We start from the raw sequence: 23,121 nt of genomic DNA, 5'->3' as shown, positions 1-23,121 counted from the left end.
CGTTATCCGCTGGTCAGCCCCATCGCCAGAGTGGGCGATGGGGTTCGCCCCCTCAATCCGCCAGCGACGCGTGCGCGGCCGCCAGTCGGGCTACAGGTACCCGGTAGGGTGAGCAGGACACGTAGTCGAGACCCACCGAGTGGCAGAAGGCCACACTACGCGGTTCTCCACCATGCTCTCCGCAGATGCCAACCTTCAGGCCCGGCTTCGCCTCACGTCCATCACGGACCGCCCATCTTACCAACTTTCCAACGCCCTTGGTGTCGAGCACCTGAAACGGATCATCGGGATAGATGCCACGCTCAACATATTGCGGCAGAAACCGACCAGCATCATCACGACTCAAGCCGAACGTGGTCTGCGTGAGATCGTTCGTACCGAACGAAAAGAAGTCGGCCTCCGCAGCAATCTCATCGGCCGTGAGGGCTGCCCGCGGCAATTCGATCATGGTGCCGATGAGATAGGGAACGCGCTCGCCCATCACCCCCATGACCTGGTCGGCCGCGCGTTCGATGATTGCACGCTGATGGCGGAACTCGGTGACATCAGAGATCAGGGGTACCATGATCTCGGGGTGCACATCAATCCCCCGACGATACGCGCGTACCGCGGCCTCAAAGATGGCGCGCGCCTGCATCTCGGTGATTTCGGGGTACACGATGCCGAGTCGGCATCCGCGATGTCCCAACATGGGATTCGTTTCGCGCAACGACGACACAATGCGCGACAGCTCCTGTCGGGAGAGATGCAGCGACGCCGCCAGGAGTGAACTCTCCTCGCCTCCATGCGGCAGGAACTCATGCAGCGGCGGATCGAGCAGGCGGATGGTGACCGGATAGCCATCCATCGCCTGAAAAATTCCCTCAAAATCCGCCCGCTGCATGGGAAGTAGTTTTTCCAGAGCGCGGCGGCGACCACCCTCGTCGCGGGCGACGATCATCTCACGCATGGCCGTGATCCGATCGCCCTCAAAAAACATATGTTCGGTGCGACAGAGGCCGATCCCTTCGGCTCCGAAGTTGCGCGCCATGCGGGCATCACGAGGTGTATCCGCATTGGCACGCACCCGGAGGCGTCGGTGACTGTCGGCCCATCCCATCAGCTTGGCGAATCCCTGATAGGTGGGCGCATCGCTCTCCGCCTGCTGCCCATTGATGACACGCATCACCTCACTCGGCTGCGTTGGCAGGTCACCGGCAAAGACGCGTCCCGTGCCGCCGTCGAGCGTCAGCCAATCCCCTTCGGCAATCACCGCATCACCGATGCGCATGCTGCGCTGATCGGGAAGAATTTCCACCGCGGTGCACCCCACGATGGCGCACTTTCCCATGCCGCGTGCCACGACGGCGGCATGGCTGGTCATCCCGCCGCGTGCGGTAAGGACCGCGCGCGCTGCGACAATGCCGTGGAAATCCTCCGGGGTGGTTTCCTCGCGCACCAGAATGACTTGCTCACCCTGCTGGTGACGCCGTTCAGCCACGTCGGGATCGAACACGACAATCCCGCTGGCTGCTCCGGGGCTGGCCGGCAGCCCTACGGCGATCGGCGTGGACTGCGAGGTCGTGGCGATGACACGATGCAGGAGTTGATCAAGCTGGTTGGGCTGCAGTCGCAGCACCGCTTCCCGCTGCGAAATCAACCCTTCGGTCACCATGTCGAGGGCAATCTGCAGTGCCGCCGCTGTGGTGCGTTTACCGGTCCGCGTCTGCAGCAGATACAGCGTGCCACGTTCCACGGTAAACTCGATGTCCTGCATGTCACGAAAGTGCCGTTCCAATCGCGCCTGCGTATCGAGCAACTGCTCGTATGCACCTGGCAGGCGTTGCGCCATTTCGTCGATGTGAAGCGGTGTCCGGATACCCGCCACAACATCTTCACCCTGCGCGTTCACGAGAAATTCACCGTAGAACCGATGTTCACCGGTACTCGGATCACGCGTGAAGGCCACACCGGTGCCGGAATCATCGCCCATGTTGCCAAACACCATGGAGACGATGTTTACGCCGGTACCAAGCGTGTGTGGAATACCATTGACCTTGCGATAGTCGATCGCCTTCTTGAGCGTCCATGACTTCCAGACGGCCTCAATGGCGCCCCACAACTGCACCTGAGGATCCATGGGAAAGTCCGCTCCCGTCACGGAGCGCACCAGTTGCTGGTACTCATGGACCAGCGATCGCAGGGCGTCGGCGCTCAGCTCGGCATCTGTCGAGACGCCATTGGTCAATCGCTTGGTGCTCAGCAGCTGCTCGAAGCGATGAATGCTGACACCCAAGACGACGTCTGCATACATCTGTAAAAAGCGTCGATACGAATCGTACGCGAAGCGCGGATTGCCACTGGCGGCCGCCAATCCTTCCACGGTGACATCATTCAATCCCAGGTTCAGGATTGTCTCCATCATTCCGGGCATACTCACGGCTGCACCAGAGCGCACGGATACCAGCAAAGGATTTCCGGCGTCGCCGAACCGTTTTCCGCTGGCGCTCTCCAGCCGCACCAGCGCGTGTTGCACCTCGGTACGCAAGGCCTCCGTGATGCCGCCATGCTCCAGGTACGAGACGCACTGATCGGCTGCAATCGTAAACCCCGGGGGCACCGGGACGCCGAGATTGGTCATCTCGGCAAGGTTCGCCCCCTTTCCACCAAGCACCGCTTTCATCTCCCGCGTGCCGTCAGCCGTGCCGTTCCCGAAGAAGTAGACCGACTGCGTCACGTGGAGATCTCCCAATGAGTGAATGAGGCGGTGCGGGTCAGGCGACGCCAACCGGCACACCGGCGGCGCTGCCAGCACGCAACAGTTCCGGATCGGCCGGCGTGGCCGTGGGATACCGACCGGAGAAACAGGCGTGGCAATAGCCCGAGGGCCCTTCGGGCATGGCTGACAACATCCCGTCGATGGAGAGATAGCCCAGCGAGTCAACGCCGAGATGGCGCACGAGTTCCTCGTGGGTCATCTGCGCCGCGATGAGTTCTTCGCGCCGAGGGGTATCAATGCCGTAGTAGCAGGGACTGATGATCGGTGCACTGGAGACACGCATGTGTACTTCCTTCGCGCCTGCCGCCCGCACCAGCGACACCAACCCACGGGTCGTAGTCCCCCGGACGATCGAGTCGTCCACCATGACGACCTTCTTGCCTTCAATGATTTCGCGCACCGGGTTGTACTTCACCTTGACCTTCGCATTTCGCCCTGATTGCGTTGGCTGAATGAAGGTACGTCCCACGTAGTGATTGCGAATGAGTGCCAGCTCGTACGGGATGCCGGACTCTTCCGCGAAGCCCAACGCGGCGGAGTTTGATGAATCCGGGACGGCAAAAACGACCTCGGCACCAATCGCAGGGCACTCGCGCGCCAACTGACGCCCCAACGCTCGCCGCGAACGATCCACCGATCCCCCAAACACTTTGCTGTCAGGGCGCGCGAAATACACGTGCTCGAACACGCAGCGATTGAGTGGCGCGCTTTCCAGGGCGCGGAGCGAGCGAATGCCGTGACTGTCAACGGCAACGATTTCCCCGGGTTGAATCTCGCGCTCGACGACAGCGCCAACGATATCCAGCGCACAGGTTTCCGAGGCAAAAACAATGCTGTCGGCCAGACGGCCCATCACCAACGGCCGCCACCCGTGGGGATCACGCGCCACAATGACCGTCTCATCGAGTACCACGAGGAGACAGTAGGCGCCTTCTACACCCTGCAGCGCTTCCGCGACCTTCGCCTCAGGTGTGTCGCCCGTTGCGCGGGCAATCCGGTGGACGATGACCTCCGAGTCCATCGTACTGGAAAAAATGGCCCCGTCGTCTTCGAGTGCGCGCCGAAGTTCAACGGCATTCGTGAGGTTCCCGTTGTGCGCCAGCGCGATATGACTCCGTCGCACCCGCGCCAGTACAGGCTGCGCGTTCTCGATGGCCGAGGAGCCCGCGGTGCTGTAGCGGGTATGCCCGATGGCGATGGGGCCCTGGAGGACCGCCATCTCATCGTCGGCAAATCCCTCCGACACCAATCCCATCGCACGACTGACCCGGGCGTGACCGATATCATCCACGGCCACAATGCCCGCTGACTCCTGCCCGCGATGCTGCAACGAGTACAGGCCCAACTGCGTCAGGGCGGCCGCATCCTTATGGCCGTAGACGCCGAAAATACCACACATGGGAGAACTCCCCGTCAGTCGTTGGTAGGAGCGTGCGATGCGGCCACCACATGCTCGGCCGGCGTCTCGCCGTCCATTGCCTGCGGGATCGCTTCATGAAACGCCTTGGCAAGCCAGGCCACGGGCGCCGAAAACGTATCGTCGGAAATGGTGAAACTTGCGCCTGCCGACGCGTCGGTCACCTGACCGATGACGCGAGCCGGTACCCCGTGCCGCTGCGCGATCTGCAGCACCTCGGCGCTGTTCGACGTTGAGACCACCACACGGCCGTGCGCTTCGCCGAACAGCAGCGCCCGGTGGGGGAGCGCTGCCCACGGTGACAGATCGACGGAAAACCCAAAAGTGGCGCCACGCGCCATCATGGCACATTCCGCTAGCGCTACGGCGAGTCCGCCATCACTGCAATCGTGGGCCGAGCGAACGGCTCCCTGCTTGATGGACTCCAGCAGCGCATCAATCAGGCCACGCTCCGCCTTCGGATCGCATACCGGTGGCTCGCCAATGGTGAGCCCATGAATCGACAGCAGGTATTCACTGGCCCCCAGTTCATCGGTGCATTCACCTAGCAGTACGATGTCGTCACCAACCTGCTGAAACGCCGAGGGGGTGACGTGGGCCATGGATTCCACAAGGCCAACCATACCGATGGTTGGGGTTGGATGAATGGCACCCTGCGGATTTTCGTTGTACAGCGAAACGTTGCCACCGGTTACGGGCGTCTCGAGCACGGTGCACGCTTCGCCCATCCCGGCAATGGCTTCACTGAGCTGGAAATACACTTCAGGCTTCTTGGGATTCCCGAAGTTCAGGTTGTTGGTAATCGCCATCGGTCGGGCACCACTGCAGGCCACATTGCGGGCCGCTTCGCACACGGCCGCTCGCCCTCCGTTCCGTGGCGACAGCGCGACATGCCGACCGTTTCCGTCGATGCACAACGCAATGGCCTTGTCGGTGCCGCGCAGACGTACAACGGCAGCGTCGCTTCCGGGACCACGAACGGTGCTCGTGCGGACGGTGGAATCGTACTGCTGCCACACCCACCGCTTGCTGGCGATCGTCGGCGATGACAGCAGCTTCTCGAGTGTCCACGAATGATCCCGTTCCTCGTCCAGCGGTTTCACCGCCAGAGGATCCTTGCCTCGCGCACTCTTGAGCGTCTCGCTTTCCTTCGGCTCCAACACGTACTGCGGACACTCGGTCACGAGGCGTGAACCGGGGAACTCGGCCACCACCGTACTCCCCTCGGTGACACGATACACCGGTTCGGCAATGACCTCACCAATGACGGCCGCTTCAAGATCCCACTTCGCGAGAATCGCGCGAACGTCGTCTTCGTGGCCGAGCTTGGCGACCACCAGCATGCGTTCCTGTGATTCCGATAACAGAATCTCATAGGGCGTCATGCCCTGCTCGCGCACGGGCACCTTGGTGACATCAATCGTGACACCAACATCTCCGCGCTCGGCCATTTCCGCCGACGAGGAGGTCAGGCCTGCCGCTCCCATGTCCTGAATGGCCACGATGAAGCCGCTGCGGATCAGTTCAAGCGAGGCTTCGAGCAGCAGCTTTTCGGTGAACGGGTCACCGACCTGCACCATGGGCCGTTTCGCCTCACTCGATTCCGACAGGTCTTCCGAGGCAAAGGAGGCGCCGTGAATGCCATCACGTCCCGTTCGTGCACCAACCGCCATGATGGGGTTCCCCACACCGGAAGCCACGGCGCGGATGAGTTCATCCTCGCGCATGAGGCCTACACACATGGCGTTAACCAAGGGGTTGCCTTCATACGACGGGTCGAACACGACCTCGCCGCCGACAGTCGGGACCCCTACGCAATTCCCGTAATCGCCAATTCCCTTCACGACACCGGCAAACAGCCAGCGCACTCGCGAGGACGTTAACGGTCCAAAGCGCAGTGAGTTGAGCAGGGCAATGGGACGCGCGCCCATGGTAAAGACATCGCGCAGGATCCCCCCCACGCCGGTGGCAGCGCCCTGATACGGTTCGACCGCCGAGGGGTGGTTGTGCGATTCGATCTTGAAGGCCACCGCCCAGCCATCGCCAACAGAGATCACGCCAGCGTTTTCCCCTGGTCCCTGCAGAACCCACGGCGCCTTGGTGGGGAGCGTCTTGAGCATCGGGCGGGAGTGCTTGTACGAGCAGTGCTCGCTCCAGAGAGCACTGACTACCCCGATCTCGGTGAATGTGGGCGTGCGGCCCAGCATGTTGACCAATCGCTCGTACTCGAACTCCGTGATGCCATGCTCGGCGACCAATGCCGGCGTAATGACCGGATCGCCAGGACGTGAGACAACCGTTGATCCGGTCGCAGATGTGGGGGTGCTCATGCCGGAACGCCTCCGAGCATCGATTCGAGGATGGACCGAAAGAGAGGAAGACCGTCTGTGGAGCCCAGGGCGGTTTCGAGCGCACGCTCCGGATGTGGCATCATGCCGAGGACGTTGCCCTCGGCGCTTACGATACCGGCAATGTTCCGCAATGAGCCGTTCGGATTCGCCGATGTCGTGGCTTCGCCTTCACCGGTGACGTAGCGAAACACCACATGACCTTCACCCTCCAGACGCGCAAGCGTATCCCCATCGGCTGTATACCGACCATCACCGTGAGCCACCGGAATGGAGACTACCTGTCCGAGGTGATACTGTGAGGTGAATGCGGTCGCGATGCTTTCAACGCGCAGCGAGACTGGTGCACTGACAAAGCGCAGTGTGTCGTTGCGCAACAGCGCGCCGGGCAACAGGCCGGCTTCGCAGGCAATCTGGAATCCATTGCAGATCCCCAGCACCAATCCACCACGTTTCGCGTGTTGCACCACTTCCTGCATGATCGGGCTGAACCGCGCAATGGCCCCGGCGCGCAGATAATCCCCGTAGCTGAATCCCCCCGGGAGAATCACCAGATCGACCCCCTGCAGGTCGTGATCCTTGTGCCAGAGATAGACGGCTTCCTGTCCGAGGACATCCGCAACCGCGTGGTACGCGTCCTCATCGCAGTTCGATCCCGGAAAGCGAACGATCCCGGCCTTCACGCCTGCTCCACGCTGGCGATTTCGAAATCTTCCGTCACGGGATTGGCCAGCAATTTCTCGCACATGGCCGTGACCGACGCACGGGCCGCATCTGCCGACGCCGCATCCGTGTCAACGACCACGTAACGCCCAACGCGCACGTCGCCGACGGCGCCGAAGCCCAGGGAGTGCAGGGCATCAGCCACGGCTTTCCCCTGCGGATCGAGGATACCACGCCGCGGAACGATATGAATGGCGCAACGGAAACGGGTCATGCGGGTGACTCCTCGCGACCGGTATCGGAACCGGATTGGTTTCTATTGGGACGCCGCCGCCGGCGACGGCGACGGGGTGGGACATCATCCTCGTCCTCTTCATCGTCATCCGGATGTTCGCGTCCGGGGAGTCGATCCAGCAGGCCAAGAAAGACGGTGCGCAGAATGCCGTACAGGACATACGCCATCGACGCAGGAAAGAAGAACTTCTTCGGCAGGAAAATGACGCCGATGAACGTGCCGGTAACCAGCAGAAATCCGAGAATCCCCTTGAGCGAATGGAAATTCACCGTGGGGACTTTGGCATACTGGACGTTGCTGATCATGAGCATGCCAAGGCCCAGCATGACCCAGCGCAGCATCTGGTGCCACGGGAGATCACCGATGATGGTTTCGGTGTACAACGGGGTCTGGCTGAACCAATAGTAGGTCGCCAGCGTGATGCCGGCAGCAGGGCTGGGGAGGCCTGTAAAATGGGTATTCTTGCGCCCGGCCTGTTCCACGTTGAAACGGGCCAGTCGCATGACGGCGCAGGCCGTGAAAAAGAAGCAGAAGATCCATTCCCATCGACTGCTCTGGAACACGGCGAAGTACATGATCAGCGCCGGTGCGGTGCCAAACGAAATGGCATCGACCAGCGAGTCAAGTTCCTCCCCGAACCGAGAGCCTGACTTGGTGGCGCGCGCGATTCGGCCATCGAGTGTGTCCGCAATGGCACCAAACACGATGAACCGTGCTGCGGCGTCAAAGTCACCGCGGGACGCGGCGACAATTCCAAAGATGCCGAAGAAAAGATTGGCCAGCGTGAACCCGTTCGGCAGAGCGATGGCCGCGGCCTGACGGGGACGCATCCGACGGCGTTCAGGGGTCTCTCCAGCGCTCACCGGTACCTCCATGAAATGATGAGGGTACCCACGGTTGCCGCGAGAGCCATCAACCACACCGGCCAGGAACGCAGACGCAATGCCGCAGCAAACAGCACGACTGCTGCCGTCATGGCGCCAAGAATGACCGGGTAGCCCTCGCGCACAATCATGGCGTTACCGATCCTCGGGAAGACCGAGCGCGGCCAGATCGAGGGCGGCACCGGTCAACCGGAAAAACGCGTCGCGATATCGAAGGCTGGTCGTGCGGATGATCTCGGAGGGAAGCGTTGGGGGCGGCGCGTCGCCGTTCCAGCGTCCGGCCTTTCGCTCCACATCCAGCCAATCGCGCAGGGGCTGTTTGTCGAAACTCGGCTGACCGCGTCCTGGTTCGTAACTGTCGGCCGGCCAAAACCGGGAACTGTCCGGTGTCAGCACTTCATCAATCAGCAGGAGGCGTCCGTCGCGCCAACCAAACTCGAACTTGGTATCCGCGAGGATAATGCCTCGCGGTTCGGCGGTGGCCCGACCGAACTCGTACACGGTCCTGGCCAGACGCTCCAATTCGGCAGCCGTGTCGGCGCCAACACGATCGACCACGGTTCCGATGGTGATGTTCTCGTCGTGTCCCGTTTCCGCCTTCGTGGCCGGGCTGAACATGGGCGGCGTCAGTCGGTCGCTTTCGCGAAGCCCCGACGGGAGCGCCTCACCAGCCAACGTCCCGGTCGCCTGATACTCCTTCCACGCCGATCCGGTGATATACCCGCGAATCACGCACTCAATGGGCACCACCTCGGCCTTGCGTGTCAGCATGGTGCGACCGGCCAGCGTGGCACGAAAGGGCGCCAGCGCCGGCACCGCCGCGATGATGGCGTTGGTGTCGGCGGTGATCAGGTGATGCTCCAGCGTGTCGGCCAACTGCTCCAGCCACCACGCCGTCAACTGCGTGAGCACGACCCCCTTGTAGGGAATGGCTTCCTGCATGACCACGTCAAACGCGCTGATCCGGTCTGTGGTAACGAGCAGCAACCGATCGGCATCCACCTCGTAAACGTCACGTACCTTGCCACGGCGGACGAGCGGCAACGGGAGGTCGGTCTGCATAACCGTGGCCCCGCTCATACCCGCACCTCTTCCACTTCCGTCACCGTGCGCTCACGAGCGAGCCACGGGGCAACATGTTCGTCGAGAAATTCGACGACCTGTTCGGGGGACCGCCCCACGAAACGCGTTGGGTCGGCGACCGCCTGCAAATCCTCAAGCGGAAGTCCGAAGGCAGGATCTGCCGCCAGGCGTTCCAGCATGTCGTTTTTCGGCGCGCCATCCTTCACGGCCCGCGCCGCATCAATGCTGTGCCCGCGGATGATCTCGTGTGCCTCCTGCCGGTCACCTCCGGCCCGGACAAAGCGCACGATCAGCTCTTCCGTGGCCATGAAGGGCAGTTCGTCTTCCACACGGCGGCGGATCCGGGCGGGATGGACCTCGAGTCCCCGCACCACATTCTGCAACAGGACCAGGATGGCGTCGGTCGCGAGGAACGATTCGGGAATGGCGAGCCGGCGATTGGCAGAATCATCAAGCGTTCGCTCAAAATACTGCACCGCGTGGGTCTGGTTCGCGTTGGGTTCGAGCGACAGAACAAAGCGCGCCAACGCGGCAATGCGCTCCGAACGCATCGGATTCCGCTTGTAGGCCATGGCCGAAGAACCAATCTGATTCTTCTCAAACGGTTCTTCGATTTCCCCGAAGGCCTGCAGCATGCGGATATCACCGGAGAATTTCGACGCCGTTGCGGCAATCCCCGCGACCACCCCGAGCACCTGCGCGTCCACCTTCCGGGAGTAGGTCTGTCCGCTCACCGGAATACTGCTCGCGAACTCCATCTTGGCGCACACCATCCGGTCCAGCTCACGCACTTTTGCGTGATCGCCTTCGAACAACGACAGGAAACTGGCCTGTGTCCCGGTGGTCCCCTTCACGCCACGGAACGGCATGGTCGACAGTCGATATTCCAGATCCTCAAGATCCAGTAGGATGTCCTGCATCCACAACGTGGCGCGCTTGCCGACTGTGGTCAGCTGCGCCGGCTGCAAGTGGGTATAGCCAAGGGCCGGCACGTTCTTCCACTCGCGTGCAAAGCCGCCAAGCGCCTCGAGCGCATCGAGCAGCTTCTCGCGCAGGAGTATCAGCCCCCGCCGCATCAGTATCAACTCGGCGTTGTCGGTGACGTAACAGCTGGTGGCACCAAGGTGAATGAACTTGCGCGCTGCAGGCGCGACATCCCCAAAGGCGTGCACGTGCGCCATGACATCATGCCGGAACTTCTTCTCGTACCCAGCGACCACTTCAAAGTCGATGTCGTCCAAATGCTCCCGCATGGCGGCAATCGCTTCGTCGGGAATCGCGATGCCCAACGCCTGTTGGGACTCGGCCAGCGCCAGCCACAGCCGACGCCACAAGCCATAGCGCAGCTGCGGCCCCCACAACGTGAGCATGGCCCGTGATGCGTAACGGTCGGCAAGTGGAGACTGGTAGGTCGATCTATCGGAAGCGGTCACGGCACGATGACAATGGAAAACGGCAAACGATCAGCAACTGATCAGCGGAGGTAAAACGACGACTGGTAATACTGGCGATTGCGTTCGAACACCAGGAACACCGGCCCACGGGCCCCGGTGCGATCGATGGCCGTGGATGCCGCCTCGGCCGAGTTGATGCGTGTTTGCCCGACTTGCGCAATCACATCGCCTTCCTGCAAACCGATTTCGTCACGGATCCGATCGGAAACGCGGTACACCACCGCGCCTGCACGCGACGCGATGCCACGTTCCTGTCGGATGGCGTCGGTAAGTGTGATCAGCTGCAGCTCCTGGAGCACCGTGACTTTGCGAGCCGACACTTCGGGCGCCTCGGCCACCTTGAGCGACAGGCGGATCTCGCGGCCCCCGCGTCGCACCGTCACGGGGAGGGTTTCGCCGACGCGCAGGTCGAGCAAGCGCGCCTCCCAGTCGAACGGGTTCCTTACGGGACGCGTTCCGGCGCCGACGACCTGATCGCCCGTCTGCACCCCGGCGTTCGCGGCCGGTGACCCCGGAACCACTCGCGCCACAATGGCACCGGACTTCGCCACATCGCGGGCACTCTGCGCCTGGGGCGTTTCCAGTCGGATGCCGACCCAAGGCTGCCGCACACTCCCATGCTCGAGCAAGTCCTCGACAATCCGCTTAGTCCGATCAATGGGAATGGCGAAGCCCAAGCCCACCGATCCACCACTGGGCGAATAGATCGAGCTATTCACGCCAATCACCTCGCCGGAGGCGTTGACCAACGGTCCGCCGGAATTGCCGGGATTGATCGCCGCGTCGGTCTGAATCATGTCGATATAGGCGCCACCGCCTTCACCGCGCCCTGCCAGATTGCGACCAACGGCGCTGACCACCCCCACTGATACGCTCGGCTCGTTATTGCCAAGCACGAAGCCAAACGGGTTGCCGATGGCAATTGTCCACTCGCCGACCATCAACTCGGACGAACGTCCAAGTGGAGCGACCGGCAAATCCCTGGCTTTGATGCGTACCACGGCCAGGTCATTCGATTCGTCAGCCCCCACGACGGTCGCGTCGTAAGTTGTGCCGTCGCGCATCGCGACCGAAACGCGCGTGGCGCCAGCAATCACGTGCGCGTTCGTCACAATGACCCCGTCTCCGCGCACGACAAATCCCGAACCGATGCCCGCGTTGCGGCGTTCGCCCGAACGACCGCCCATGAAGTACTCGTAGAAATCCACCGGAATACGTTCCACGGTCTCGGTCTGCACCGTCACGACCGCCGGGGACACCCGTTCCACCGCCGTGGTGATCGCCGTCCGTCGCGACGCGGCGAGGGATTGGGCAGGGACCGGTCCCGCGGGAAGTGGTGCTGCTGGGGGGAGCGTGCGCGACTGCGCTTCTGAACGCGAAGGATTGGCCCCCTCGCAACCCACCAGGGCGAGGGTCAGCAGTCCGATGACTGAGAGGCGTGAAGACATCAGCGTTTGAGGGCGCGACGCGACACGAGGGCTGAGCTCACGCGTCTGCCGCGTAGCACGACGCGGGGTAAATGACCTGACGGAGCGAGAGACCGTGCGGAGGTGCCGGCGGAGCGGTCTCGGCGTTTGTGGACGCAACGAGCAACCGCGCGATGGTACCGCGCGGACGGCGTCCCTGCGCCACATCGATCATCGTTCCAACCAGAAAACGCACCATGTGATGGAGAAATCGGTTTGCCGCAATTTCAAACGTCCAGCCGCCGTCGCGCGGTATCCACGCCGCATGATGAATAAGGCAGCGGTGATGATCGTCGACCGGCGCTGTGTGAGCGACGGCAAAAGCACGAAACGTGTGTTCTCCCAACAGACAGGCGGCTTCCGCATGTAACGCCGCCGGATCGAGAGGCCGAGGGACGGCCCATTCGGTACGCCGACGGAAGGGCGATCGTGCCGATTCGTCTGTCCCCACAAGATAACCATATCGGCGCTCGATTGCGCTCCGCCGGGGATGAAAATCCGGGGTCATCCGGGTCGCTTCGGCCACCCAGATATCATCGGGCAGGAGCGAGTTCATGGCGCGGCGCAGCCGCTCGGGGGTCCAATGGGCCGGGACCCGTACACCAACCCCCTGGCCATGGGCGTGAACGCCGGCGTCGGTGCGTCCCGCCCCGACGGCCGGAATGTGTACCGTACAGAGCCGGCCCAGTACTGCTTCCATTTCGCCCTGAACGGTGCGGGCAACGGGTTGGCGCTGCCAGCCGGCGAAGCGCCCTCCGTCGTACTGGGTTACCAGGAGGATCGGTCGCGGGTCCATGCCGCGAGGAAGCTAGGCACCTCGCTGGTCGGCTTCAACTCATTCGGCACACAAAATCCGGATCCGCCCCCCAAATTGCTCTCTGAACCCCAGGGCACGGTGCCCAACCATTGCGCCGAGACGCCGAATGACGTTTTCTCCACGTCTCCATCCAAACCATGCCTCCACGCTCACTCGCTTCGCTGGCCCATGCCCTTGCGGCGGCCCCCGACCTCGACAACGCCCTCATCGCCCTTGGCGAGTGCCTGGCGGAGTTGGATCGGGGGGCGTCGCTCGCGCTTATCCAGTTTGACGCCCGACGGGAGATGCTCCGGGACCGCTTGACCCCGGTGGGGGCGCAAGTCGTCCGCAGTAGCATGGAGACGACGTTTGACCACCTGCCGGAACCGGTGCGCACGCGAATTCTCGCGGGTGGTCCCTTTATCGACGTGACTGACCGCTCCGCGGACTATGCCCGGCTCTGTGGTTTTTCCACGATGCTGGAGGGTGGAGTGCTGTCCGTACGCGGCGTGAAGGTGGAGGGACTGCTGGGCGCCGTGCTGGCGCTGTATGAGCCTCGGAAGATCTTCGGTACCCGCACCACCGAGCGGCTTGCCCCGGCCATTGCCTTGTTCGACCTCGCCTATGTGCGGCTGGCTGAACGGGATGCCCGTGAAGAGGCCGTACGCACACTCGAAGACGTGACCCAGCGGGTGCACGGCGAATACGTGCGCAAGTTGAGTGTCTTGGAAGCGGAGCTGCGCGAGGTCCGCAATACGCCGCGAGAGGTTCCCGCGATCAATCCGGCCGAAATGATCGCTGTTCAGGCGGAAGCCGCGCGCGCTGTGGAAGAAGCACGGCGAGCAGCCCGCAAAGCCGAACTTGCTGACCAGCAGCTCACGTCGGCCGTGTCGCAATTGGAGCAGGCGCATATCGAGTTACATCGGCGGAGCGAGGCGCTTCGGCAGCGGACGCGCACATTGTACCTGGTGGATCGCGCCCTGACGCTGGACGCCGAAACTACCGACGCCCGTCGTTTGGTTGACGCGCTGCTGGCGCTGGTGGGTGACGATATGCAGGCACAGCGCTGTTCGCTGATGTTGCGCTCGCCGGAGCCGGACTATCTCTACCTGGCCGCGGCCCGCGGGATTGCGCCCAATGTCGTGGAAGGCATGCGCATTCGCATTGGTGAAGGGGTCGCCGGGCGCGTCGCCGCCGCGCGGGAACCGTTGCTTGTGCAAGACGTTCGGGAAGCAGCGCAACATCCGTTGCTCCGTGATCAGTACTTTACCACCGGGAGCTTTATCAGCTTTCCGCTGGTCTATCACGGGGAATTGGTAGGGGTGCTCAACCTCACCAATCGCGCGCAACGTGGGGTTTATACGGACGAAGACGTGGAGCGCGTGCGCCTGCTGGGGCTCGTTATTTCGCTGATCGCCTCACGCAACGGGCTTCCTGATCGACTGCTGGAGACGCTGGATGTCCGGTGAAGCACTGGCGCACGCTGTCAAACGGCTTGCGCAGCACGACCAACTCGATGCCCAGGCGCTGCGTTCAGCATTCGGCGCGATCATGCGCGGTGAGGGCTCCCCCGTGCAGGTTGCGGGATTGCTGATGGGATTGCGCGTGAAGGGAGAAACGGCCGACGAGGTGGCCGGCGTGGTCCAAGCCCTTCGCGATGCCATGATCGTGTTGCCTGCCGAGGCGCCGGAGTCCCTGGTGGATACCTGTGGGACCGGCGGCGGTTCTCTGACCACATTTAATATTTCCACGGCCGCCGCCCTGCTTGCCGCCGGGATGGGCGTCCGTGTGGCCAAGCATGGCAATCGCTCCTTTACATCGCGGTCGGGCAGTGCTGATGTTCTGGAAGCGTTGGGCGTGATTGTTGACATGACCCCCGAAGCCATGGCCAGCACCCTCGAGGAGGCGGGGATCGTTTTCATGTTCGCCCCCCTCATGCATCCGGCACTGCGGCATGTGGGGCCCATTCGCCGAGAGCTTGCGGTGCCCACCGTGATGAACATCGTGGGCCCGTTGGCGAATCCCGCCCGCGCCGGACGGCAGGTGGTGGGTGTTGCCGAACGTGGGCGACTGGCATTACTGGCAGATACGCTCAACGCCTTGGGGAGTGTTCGGGCGATGGTCGTGCACGGTGAGCCCGGGCTCGATGAGATTTCGCCTCTCGGCCCCACCTATGTTCGGGAAATCGCCAACGGGTCGGCGCGCGATTGGATGATTGACCCGGCGGACTACGGCATTCCCGCCGTCAATCTGGAAGATTTGGCGGGTGGCGACCCAACCCAGAACGCCGAGGTCATTGAGGCGGTACTGCAGGGGAACGGCCCGGCCGGCGCGCGTGCCGCCGTGCTGTTGAACGCGGCGGCGGCACGCTACGTGAGCCGGGATGACATGAGCTTCGCCGACGCCGTTGCCGACACACGCCTCGCGCTCGACGCCGGGGCAGGGTTTGCCGCGCTCGGACGGTTACGCGCCGCGTCGCGCACGGCGGCCACCCGCTGGCCGCGCGCACGCTGACAGCGGGCGCGTTGGCCCGTTGTCGGTTCAGTACCGCCGGAGCACGCCGACCACGATTCCCTGAATGCGCACGCTATCCTCATGGACGAACATGGGCTGCATGGTCTCGTTGGCTGGTTGCAGGCGAATGCGACCATCCCGCTCCCGATAATAGCGCTTGACCGTCGCCCCCGACCCGTCCAGCAAGGCGATAACCATTTCCCCGTTATCGGCCGCTTGTTTGTCGTTGATGACCACGTAATCGCCGTCGCGGATCTGCTCCTCGATCATGGAGTCGCCTTTGACGCGCAACACGTAATGACTCCCGCTCTTTCGCAGGAACCCATCGGGCACCGCCATGGTTTCGCCCGTGTGCATCGCTTCCAGCGGCGCACCGGCCGCCACCGAACCAAGCAGCGGAAGCTCTACCGATCGCTGGTAGATCTCCGATGGGAGAATCTCGATGGCACGACTCTCGTTGTACGAGCGCTTGATGTAGCCCTTGCGCTCGAGATTGGTGAGATGCTCGTGGACCGTAGCCAGCGAGTTATAGTTGAACTGCGAGGCGATTTCTTCGAAGCTGGGCGCGTAGCCGTTGGCTTCGTTGTACTCCGACAGGTACGACAAAATTTCCCGCTGTCGCTTGGTAAGCGGCATGGTAGCTCCTCGAAGAGGGGGACTGGTCGTGCCCGAAAACAGGCCGAATCCAACCACCCGCCACGCTAACCGAAGACAGGCCGAAGTGCAAGTGTTTTTTTCATCGACCCCATGGTCCTTTCCCGGCGGCACCCTGGGCGCCTTGACGCAAGACGCCCATGCCCGGGCCGCCGCCGTTCAGGGCAGTCTCGGCGAACTGCGGGCGCGGGCCCTGGATGCGCCGCCGCCCATCCCGTTTGCCAGCGCGCTGCGTGGTCCCCACCTCCAGGTCATCGCGGAGGTTAAGCGCGCCTCGCCCTCCAAGGGGCTCATTGCGCCTGGACTCGACGCCGCGGCGCAGGCCGCCGCGTATGTGGCCGGCGGCGCGGCCGCAATCTCGGTGCTCACCGAACCCAGCCGCTTTGGTGGGACGCTCGCCGATCTGGATGCCGTCGCCCGGGCGGTCGCCGTCCCGGCCATTCGCAAAGACTTTCTGGTACACCCCGTTCAACTCTGGGAAGCCCGTGCTGCCGGGGCATCTGCCGCCCTGCTCATCGTGCGCGCCCTGTCTCCGCAGGAACTGCGTACCATGATCGACGCCGCCGCCGAAGCCGGCCTCTCCACTCTGGTGGAAATCCGCGACCTGGGAGAACTCGACCGCGCGCTCGCCGTGAACGCGACGGTCATTGGCGTCAACAATCGCAACCTCGAAACGCTGGTCATTGATCCGGCTACGGCACCCGGCCTCATCCCCTGCATTCCGGCGCACTGTATCGCGGTCGCCGAAAGCGGAATGCGAACGGTGGCCGATGTCGGTCCAGCGGCAGAGGCCGGCGCGGATGCCATTCTGGTGGGAAGCGCCATCTCCGCCGCCGCCGATCCGGCCGATCAGGTCCGGGCATTGGCTGGCGTGTCCCGGCGCCTCAGTCCACGGCAGGCCGCAGACGCCCGCGACCGAATTGCGGGCTGACCGGACATGGTTTCCGGTGCGTTCCCGTCATCGCCCGCCATCAAAATCTGTGGGCTGACCCGGCCCGCGGACGCCGCTGATGCCGAGCGTCTGGGTGCCTCCTTCCTCGGGGGCATTCTCGCCGGCGGCCCGCGATTGCTCTCGCTCGACGCGGCGCGTGTCGTCCTTGGCCCGCGTCGTCACACCGTGCGACGCGTCGCCGTCTTTGGCGAGCAGAAGGTGGAGGAGATACGCGTCATCGCTCAAGAGCTCGATCTCGATGTGATACAGTTGCACGGGACCCAAACAGTGGACGAGGTAGCGCACCTCGCGCAGATAACGGCGCGGACGGTGTGGCCGGTGCTCCGGGTGGCGGGCAGCACGTTGCCCGGCCATGCGGTGGCATTGGCACGAGCGACGGGCTATCTCGTGCTCGATGCGCATGTGGTGGGACAGTTGGGAGGGACCGGAGTCGCATTGGATTGGTCCGGACTGCGCGCTGCGGTGGAGGCCCTTCGGCAGCAGGTTCCGTTGGTCCAGCTGATTCTGGCCGGAGGGCTGCGGCCCGCAAATGTGGCGCAGGCCATCCAGTTGCTTTCGCCGCAGGTCGTCGACGTATCTTCCGGTGTGGAAGCGGCGCCCGGTGTGAAGGATCCGGCGCTGGTACAACAGTTCGTGACAGCGGTGCGTGGCGCCGCGGAGACGCAGCAATGACGATGGTCGAGAGCGCGGGGACGGCGACAACTGATCGTTTCGGTCCCTTCGGTGGTCGATATGTGCCGGAAACCCTCATACCGGCACTGGATCACCTGGAGGCCTCATTCGAGGCGATCCGTCACGATGCCGCGTTTCAGGCGGAACTCGATGGTTTGCTGCGGGAGTACGTGGGACGGCCCACCGCACTGACCTTCGCACCGCGTCTCAGCGCGCGCATTGGCGCTCCGGTGTGGATGAAGCGCGAAGATCTCAATCATACCGGCGCCCACAAAATCAACAATACGGTAGGGCAGGCGATGCTGGCGCGCCGCATGGGGAAGACGCGCATCATCGCCGAGACCGGTGCCGGTCAGCATGGCGTGGCCACGGCGACCATCTGCGCACGATTTGGCCTGACCTGCGTGGTGTACATGGGCGAGGAAGATATGCAGCGCCAGGCGCTCAATGTCTTTCGTATGCGCCTCATGGGGGCCACGGTGGTGCCGGTTACGTCTGGTACCCGCACACTGAAAGACGCCACCACGGAAGCGATTCGTGACTGGGTCACGAACGTCAACGACAGCCACTACATCATCGGCTCCGTGGTTGGTCCGGCGCCGTATCCCCGCATGGTACGTGAGTTCCAGTCGGTGATTGGCCATGAAGCCCGGGCGCAGATGCTGGCCAAGGTGGGGCAGTTGCCCAAAACCGTGGTGGCTTGTGTGGGCGGTGGCTCAAACGCCATGGGGATCTTTGCTGGCTTTGTGCAGGATCCCGATGTGGAACTGGTCGGGGTGGAAGCCGCCGGAGAAGGGCTGGATACCGATCGCCACAGCGCCTCCATCACCAAGGGGACGCCGGGGGTGCTGCACGGATCACTCTCCTATCTGCTTCAGGACGCCGCCGGTCAGGTGCACCCCGCCCACTCCATCTCGGCGGGACTCGACTATCCCGGCGTCGGCCCCGAGCACGCCTGGCTCCACGATAGCGGTCGGGCCGAGTATGTCGCGGTCACCGATACGGATGCGTTGCGTGGAGTGGCCTTGCTCAGTCGTCTGGAGGGTATCATTCCGGCGCTCGAGACGGCGCACGCCGTGGCGTGGATCGAACGGGAAGCCGGTCGGTGGTCCGAACAGGAACCCGTGCTGCTCTGCGTCAGCGGTCGCGGCGACAAGGATGTCGGTACCATCAGCCAATACACGCTCCCAGAGGTATGACCGTTTCGGCACATGAAGCAGAAGTGATATCGCCGCAGGCGATTTCGGCCGTCGAGGATGCGCTGCGCGCATTCGCGAAGGCGCTTCGTGCCGTTCAGTTGTATCTGCCGAACAACCCGACCCGCGCCCAGAGTCTTGAGCAGGCGAGGCAGGCGTTCATGCGAGTCTGGCCGTATGCATCGCCTCTCGACATTCAGGTGCGCGAAGCCTCGTTCATGTTCGAGGAGCGGGTGGTGTATCAGGATGTCGAGCGGGGCACCGAATCCCTTCCGTGGTTCCTCTATCGCGACGGAATTCGCACGATGTCGTTTCTCCCCGGGTTTGAGGGTGAGGACATCGAGACGGTACTGGGGCTCCTCCACAAGGCACGCACCGCATCCACCGACGATGACGATCTCGTCACGATGCTCTGGGTGGCTGACCTGGCCTGCGTGACCTATCGCTACATCGAGAGCAATGGGGCCACCGACTTGGTCATGGCCTCAGGGGATCGACCGGGCGTTGCGAGTCAGCTGCCTGGTGAACTGCCCCTCGCCGTTCCGCCGGCGGAAACCCAGGCGCCTGGCGACGGCCCTCCGGGGCTGGTGCGCGTGGATGACTTCGACTCCACTCTGTACTTTCTGGAGCCGCGTGAGGCGGCGTATCTGCAGGATGAGTTGAAACGTGAGTATACGGAGGATCAGCGAAAGCTGGTGCTGGCGAGCCTGTTCGACATCGTCGAATTGCAGCCGAAGGCCGAAGCGCAACTGGAAGCGCTGGCCATCCTCGACCAGCTGGTCCTTGAGTGTCTGACGTTGGGGGAGTACGAGTTGGTGGCCTATACTCTGCGCGAAGCCGCGGCCACCGCCCGTCAGGAGTCCGTGAATGTGAAAGTCGCCGACGGGCTGCGGGAACTGCCCGCGCGCCTGAGCGAACCGCACGTCATTGCGCAATTGCTGCATGCGCTCGACGAAAGCGCCCGCACCCCGGTGGCGTCGTTGCTTGAGGGCCTGTTTGCCGAGTTGCGCCCCACGGCCCTTGAGCCACTGGTGGCCTGGCTCGGCGCCGCGCCGTCGTCACCGGCGCGCGCGTCCATTGAACGTGCCTCCCTGCGTCTGGCGGGGGCCAACACGGCCGAACTGGCCAAGCTGCTGGAGCACTCGCAGGATACGGTCGTGCGCGGAGCGCTGCGGTTGGTCTCGCAGCTGGCGACCCCAGCCGCGGTGCCGGGACTGGCAAGAATTCTGCGCGGCGCGGATCCGAAGCTTCGTGCGGAGGCGGTAACGGCACTGGCCGACATCGGATCCCCAGCGGCCTTGCAGTCGCTGGAACGCTCGATCGATGACGCCGACCGTGAAGTCCGAGTGGCAACCTACCGGGCCATTGGTGCCCGGAAGCACACCGGCGCCCTGCCGCGCTTGCTCGATGCCATCAGGCGCAAGGATATCCGTGCTGCCGATCTTGGCGAAAAGATGGCGCTGTTCGAAGCGTTCGGCGGTATGTGCGGGGACGCGGGTGTGGGTGAACTCGACGGTATCCTGAATGCCCGCGGATTACTGGGAGCCAAGGAGCCGCCGGAAATGCGCGCCTGTGCGGCGCGCGCCCTTGGTCTCGTAGGGACACGCAACGCCGTCGCGTCACTGCAAAAGGCCGCCGATACGAAGGACGTGGTGGTTCGCAGTGCCGTGGCCCGCGCCATGCGAGGCGGAACATGACCATGCCGGGGAGTGCGGGAACCATGGCCCGGCCGGACGGAATCGGCGATCCCAGCGGCCAGAAGGCCGCACGCGCCTTCGTCGTCGCCATGAACAGCGCCATTCGCGCGGTGCGTCTGTATCCGGTGGAGAACGCGGCCGTTCAGAAGGCGATCGCCGAACTGGGCAATACCGCAGATCGGGTCCGGGAGTCGGAAGGTGGGTGTGCGTTACGGCGAGTGGGCGACTACCTCTTCGTCAACGAGACACGCCTGCGCCTGACCTTCGACAACTATGCAGCCGTGGCGTCGCTGCTCGGCATGTTTCGCGAAGCGGGCATCGGTGGAATCGGCCTGTTTGACAAGCCGCAGCCTCGGGCGTGGGTGGTGCTGCTGTCGTTTCTGCAATCGCCGCCGCTCGAATACCCTGAAGAAGACCGACTCGCACAACTTTCATCGCGGCTGGATTCCGCGCAGGTGCACGACTTCGAACTCTTCCCGTCTACGGATGAGAACGAGGATCTCGATACTGATCTGGACGCGAAGGAGAAGGCACGGCAAACGTATGTTCGCTCCCTGGACGTCACCCGGGAAGTAATCACGTCAGCGCGGCTCGGACGCAGTCCGGGCCTCAAGCGCGTCAAACGGGCAGTGCAGGGCATCGTGGATTCCATCCTAACGGATTCCGCGTCCATGATTGGTTTGACGACGTTACGCGATTTCGACGAATACACCTTCGTGCACAGCGTCAATGTCTGCATTCTGGCGGTGGCGCTTGGACGACGATTGGGATTGACCAAGATTCAGCTGCTCGATCTCGGATTGGCGGCCTTGCTGCATGACATTGGCAAATCGCGTGTTCCGCTGGATCTGCTGAACAAGCGGGGCCAGTTGGAGCCGGAGGAGCGCCTCGTGTTGCAGACGCATACCTGGCAGGGCGTCCTCGCGATGTTCGCCTTGCCCACCGGCGGCGTACGGCCGTGGCGCTCCATGACGGCGGCCTACGAGCATCATATGCGCACCGACCTGTCCGGCTATCCGAAGGTCGCGCGGCCGCGGAAGCTGTCGCTGTACAGCAAGATCATCTCGGTTGCTGACGGCTTTGATGCCGCGACCACAACGCGCGTCTATCAGGACTCCCCGTGGACGCCCGCGGATGTGCTGCGAGGGATGCGCGACAACCCGCGCCTCGGGCTTGATCCCGTGGTGGTCAAGGCATTCATCAACCTTACGGGGATATATCCCGTAGGCACGGTCGTTGTGCTGGATACGTTTGAATTGGCAATTGTCATGGCGGCCAATCCGGATGCCACGGCATTGTCTCGACCGATCATCCGAATCCTAATGGACGATCGCGGCAATCTGATCGATGATCCCACGCTGGTGGACCTTACGGCGCAGGTGACAACCGGTCAGTTTGCACGGACGATCATCCGCACAGAGGACCCGCAACGCTATGGCATCAACATCGGTGACTACTTCGCCTGACGCTCTTTCGCCTGCCACATCCCGTCTGACGGCGCGCTTTGCGGCGTTGGCTGCGGCGGGGCGGAAGGCTCTCGTCTGTTATGTCACGGCCGGCCACCCGGATCCGGCGCGGAGTGTGGCGCTCATCCGGGGGTTGGTCGATGCAGGTGCCGATGTGATCGAGGTGGGAGTGCCGTTCTCCGATCCTCTGGCAGACGGTCCGGTCATCCAGCAGAGTTCACAGACCGCCCTGGACCACGGCATCACATTGGAGCGCACGCTGGACATCGTGCGTGAGGCGGCCGTTGGTGTGCCCATCGTCCTGTTCAGTTACCTCAACCCCATTATCGCCGGGGGCCCGGAGGTTTTGGCGCGCGCGCGCGCCGCGGGTGTGGATGGGGTCTTGGTCACGGATCTGCCCGTTGGCGCCGATCCCGTTCGTGAACAATGGTTTGGTGCGAGCGGACTGGATTTCGTGCGTTTAGTTGCTCCCACCACGCCAGCGCCGCGCATGGAAGAGATTGGTCGCCATGGCGGCGGATTCGTCTACCTGATCAGTCGATTGGGCGTAACCGGCGAGCGCGCCGCCTTGGCCGATGACCTGCCGGAAACGGTGGCTCGGTTGCGCGCCTCCACCAGCCTGCCGCTGTGCATCGGATTCGGCATTTCCACTCCGGAGCAGGCGCAGGCGGCGGCTCGCCTCGGCGATGGCGTGGTGGTCGGGAGTGCGCTGGTGCGGGCGGCGGGCAACAGTGTGGAGGAAGCCATTGCCCTGACCGTGTCATTGCGCGCGGCGTTGGATGCCCTCTAAGCCCGTCACGGCAGCA

At 63.4% G+C, this 23,121-nt stretch carries 19 protein-coding genes; 8 read left to right on the top strand and 11 right to left on the bottom strand.

Annotated features, from left to right (window positions below; translation table 11 throughout):
• Positions 1–52: 52 nt before the first annotated feature.
• From ppdK to truA, 10 genes are all read right to left on the bottom strand, one after another.
• On the bottom strand, positions 53–2,716 hold the full coding sequence (ppdK, locus tag GEMMAAP_RS09510) for a pyruvate, phosphate dikinase (RefSeq protein ID WP_026850746.1): 2,664 nt from the start codon (positions 2,714–2,716) through the stop codon (positions 53–55).
• Between the two features lie 37 nt (positions 2,717–2,753).
• Positions 2,754–4,157: an amidophosphoribosyltransferase gene (gene purF / locus GEMMAAP_RS09505; RefSeq protein ID WP_043581646.1), complete on the bottom strand. Its 1,404-nt coding sequence runs from the start codon at positions 4,155–4,157 to the stop codon at positions 2,754–2,756.
• Between the two features lie 14 nt (positions 4,158–4,171).
• Entirely contained in the window at positions 4,172–6,505 is a 2,334-nt protein-coding gene (gene purL / locus GEMMAAP_RS09500; RefSeq protein ID WP_026850747.1) for a phosphoribosylformylglycinamidine synthase subunit PurL, read from the bottom strand.
• Complete coding sequence (gene purQ / locus GEMMAAP_RS09495; protein ID WP_026850748.1) at positions 6,502–7,206, bottom strand: phosphoribosylformylglycinamidine synthase subunit PurQ; 705 nt, start codon at positions 7,204–7,206, stop codon at positions 6,502–6,504. The genes purL and purQ overlap by 4 nt, the downstream gene beginning before the upstream one ends.
• Positions 7,203–7,460 (bottom strand): phosphoribosylformylglycinamidine synthase subunit PurS, encoded by a 258-nt coding sequence (gene purS / locus GEMMAAP_RS09490; protein ID WP_026850749.1) that lies wholly within the window; start codon positions 7,458–7,460, stop codon positions 7,203–7,205. The genes purQ and purS overlap by 4 nt, the downstream gene beginning before the upstream one ends.
• A complete protein-coding gene (gene pssA, locus GEMMAAP_RS09485) occupies positions 7,457–8,311 on the bottom strand; it encodes a CDP-diacylglycerol--serine O-phosphatidyltransferase (RefSeq protein WP_158514797.1) in 855 nt (284 codons plus the stop codon). Before pssA ends, purS begins: the two co-directional genes overlap by 4 nt.
• A 189-nt stretch (positions 8,312–8,500) precedes the next feature.
• Complete coding sequence (locus GEMMAAP_RS09480; protein ID WP_026850750.1) at positions 8,501–9,445, bottom strand: phosphoribosylaminoimidazolesuccinocarboxamide synthase; 945 nt, start codon at positions 9,443–9,445, stop codon at positions 8,501–8,503.
• Positions 9,442–10,881: an adenylosuccinate lyase gene (purB, locus tag GEMMAAP_RS09475; RefSeq protein ID WP_026850751.1), complete on the bottom strand. Its 1,440-nt coding sequence runs from the start codon at positions 10,879–10,881 to the stop codon at positions 9,442–9,444. Before purB ends, GEMMAAP_RS09480 begins: the two co-directional genes overlap by 4 nt.
• A 41-nt stretch (positions 10,882–10,922) precedes the next feature.
• Positions 10,923–12,350 carry a trypsin-like peptidase domain-containing protein gene (locus GEMMAAP_RS09470; protein WP_075071473.1) on the bottom strand — a complete coding sequence of 476 codons (1,428 nt, stop codon included), beginning with the start codon at positions 12,348–12,350 and terminating at the stop codon, positions 10,923–10,925.
• Positions 12,351–12,387: 37 nt separating this feature from the next.
• The gene (truA, locus tag GEMMAAP_RS09465; protein ID WP_053334512.1) at positions 12,388–13,164 is read right to left on the bottom strand and encodes a tRNA pseudouridine(38-40) synthase TruA; all 777 of its coding nucleotides are present in this window, start codon (positions 13,162–13,164) and stop codon (positions 12,388–12,390) included.
• A 158-nt stretch (positions 13,165–13,322) separates the two neighbouring features.
• Between truA and GEMMAAP_RS09460 the strand changes: the two genes are divergently transcribed.
• The gene (locus GEMMAAP_RS09460; RefSeq protein ID WP_026850752.1) at positions 13,323–14,633 is read left to right on the top strand and encodes a GAF domain-containing protein; all 1,311 of its coding nucleotides are present in this window, start codon (positions 13,323–13,325) and stop codon (positions 14,631–14,633) included.
• Complete coding sequence (trpD, locus tag GEMMAAP_RS09455; protein WP_026850753.1) at positions 14,623–15,678, top strand: anthranilate phosphoribosyltransferase; 1,056 nt, start codon at positions 14,623–14,625, stop codon at positions 15,676–15,678. Before GEMMAAP_RS09460 ends, trpD begins: the two co-directional genes overlap by 11 nt.
• A 27-nt stretch (positions 15,679–15,705) precedes the next feature.
• On the opposite strand, the gene lexA is transcribed toward trpD, so the two are convergent.
• Entirely contained in the window at positions 15,706–16,314 is a 609-nt protein-coding gene (gene lexA, locus GEMMAAP_RS09450; protein WP_026850754.1) for a transcriptional repressor LexA, read from the bottom strand.
• 142 nt (positions 16,315–16,456) lie between these two features.
• Between lexA and GEMMAAP_RS09445 the strand changes: the two genes are divergently transcribed.
• The 6 genes from GEMMAAP_RS09445 to trpA are packed head-to-tail and all read left to right on the top strand — an operon-like array spanning position 16,457 to position 23,105.
• A complete protein-coding gene (locus tag GEMMAAP_RS09445) occupies positions 16,457–17,263 on the top strand; it encodes an indole-3-glycerol phosphate synthase TrpC (protein ID WP_075071472.1) in 807 nt (268 codons plus the stop codon).
• 6 nt (positions 17,264–17,269) lie between these two features.
• Positions 17,270–17,956 (top strand): phosphoribosylanthranilate isomerase, encoded by a 687-nt coding sequence (locus GEMMAAP_RS09440; RefSeq protein ID WP_026850755.1) that lies wholly within the window; start codon positions 17,270–17,272, stop codon positions 17,954–17,956.
• Positions 17,953–19,155 (top strand): tryptophan synthase subunit beta, encoded by a 1,203-nt coding sequence (gene trpB, locus GEMMAAP_RS09435; RefSeq protein ID WP_053334513.1) that lies wholly within the window; start codon positions 17,953–17,955, stop codon positions 19,153–19,155. Before GEMMAAP_RS09440 ends, trpB begins: the two co-directional genes overlap by 4 nt.
• On the top strand, positions 19,152–20,849 hold the full coding sequence (locus GEMMAAP_RS09430) for a HEAT repeat domain-containing protein (RefSeq protein ID WP_026850757.1): 1,698 nt from the start codon (positions 19,152–19,154) through the stop codon (positions 20,847–20,849). Before trpB ends, GEMMAAP_RS09430 begins: the two co-directional genes overlap by 4 nt.
• Positions 20,846–22,315: an HD-GYP domain-containing protein gene (locus GEMMAAP_RS09425; RefSeq protein ID WP_026850758.1), complete on the top strand. Its 1,470-nt coding sequence runs from the start codon at positions 20,846–20,848 to the stop codon at positions 22,313–22,315. The genes GEMMAAP_RS09430 and GEMMAAP_RS09425 overlap by 4 nt, the downstream gene beginning before the upstream one ends.
• Positions 22,299–23,105, top strand: a complete 807-nt coding sequence (gene trpA, locus GEMMAAP_RS09420; RefSeq protein ID WP_043581708.1) for a tryptophan synthase subunit alpha — start codon at positions 22,299–22,301, stop codon at positions 23,103–23,105. Before GEMMAAP_RS09425 ends, trpA begins: the two co-directional genes overlap by 17 nt.
• Positions 23,106–23,121 lie beyond the last annotated feature (16 nt).

Origin of the sequence: Gemmatimonas phototrophica (genome assembly GCF_000695095.2) — a bacterium.
Lineage (GTDB): Bacteria > Gemmatimonadota > Gemmatimonadetes > Gemmatimonadales > Gemmatimonadaceae > Gemmatimonas > Gemmatimonas phototrophica.
The sequence above is the reverse complement of the archived record's forward strand: the minus strand, read 5'-3'. Positions and strand labels throughout refer to the sequence as shown.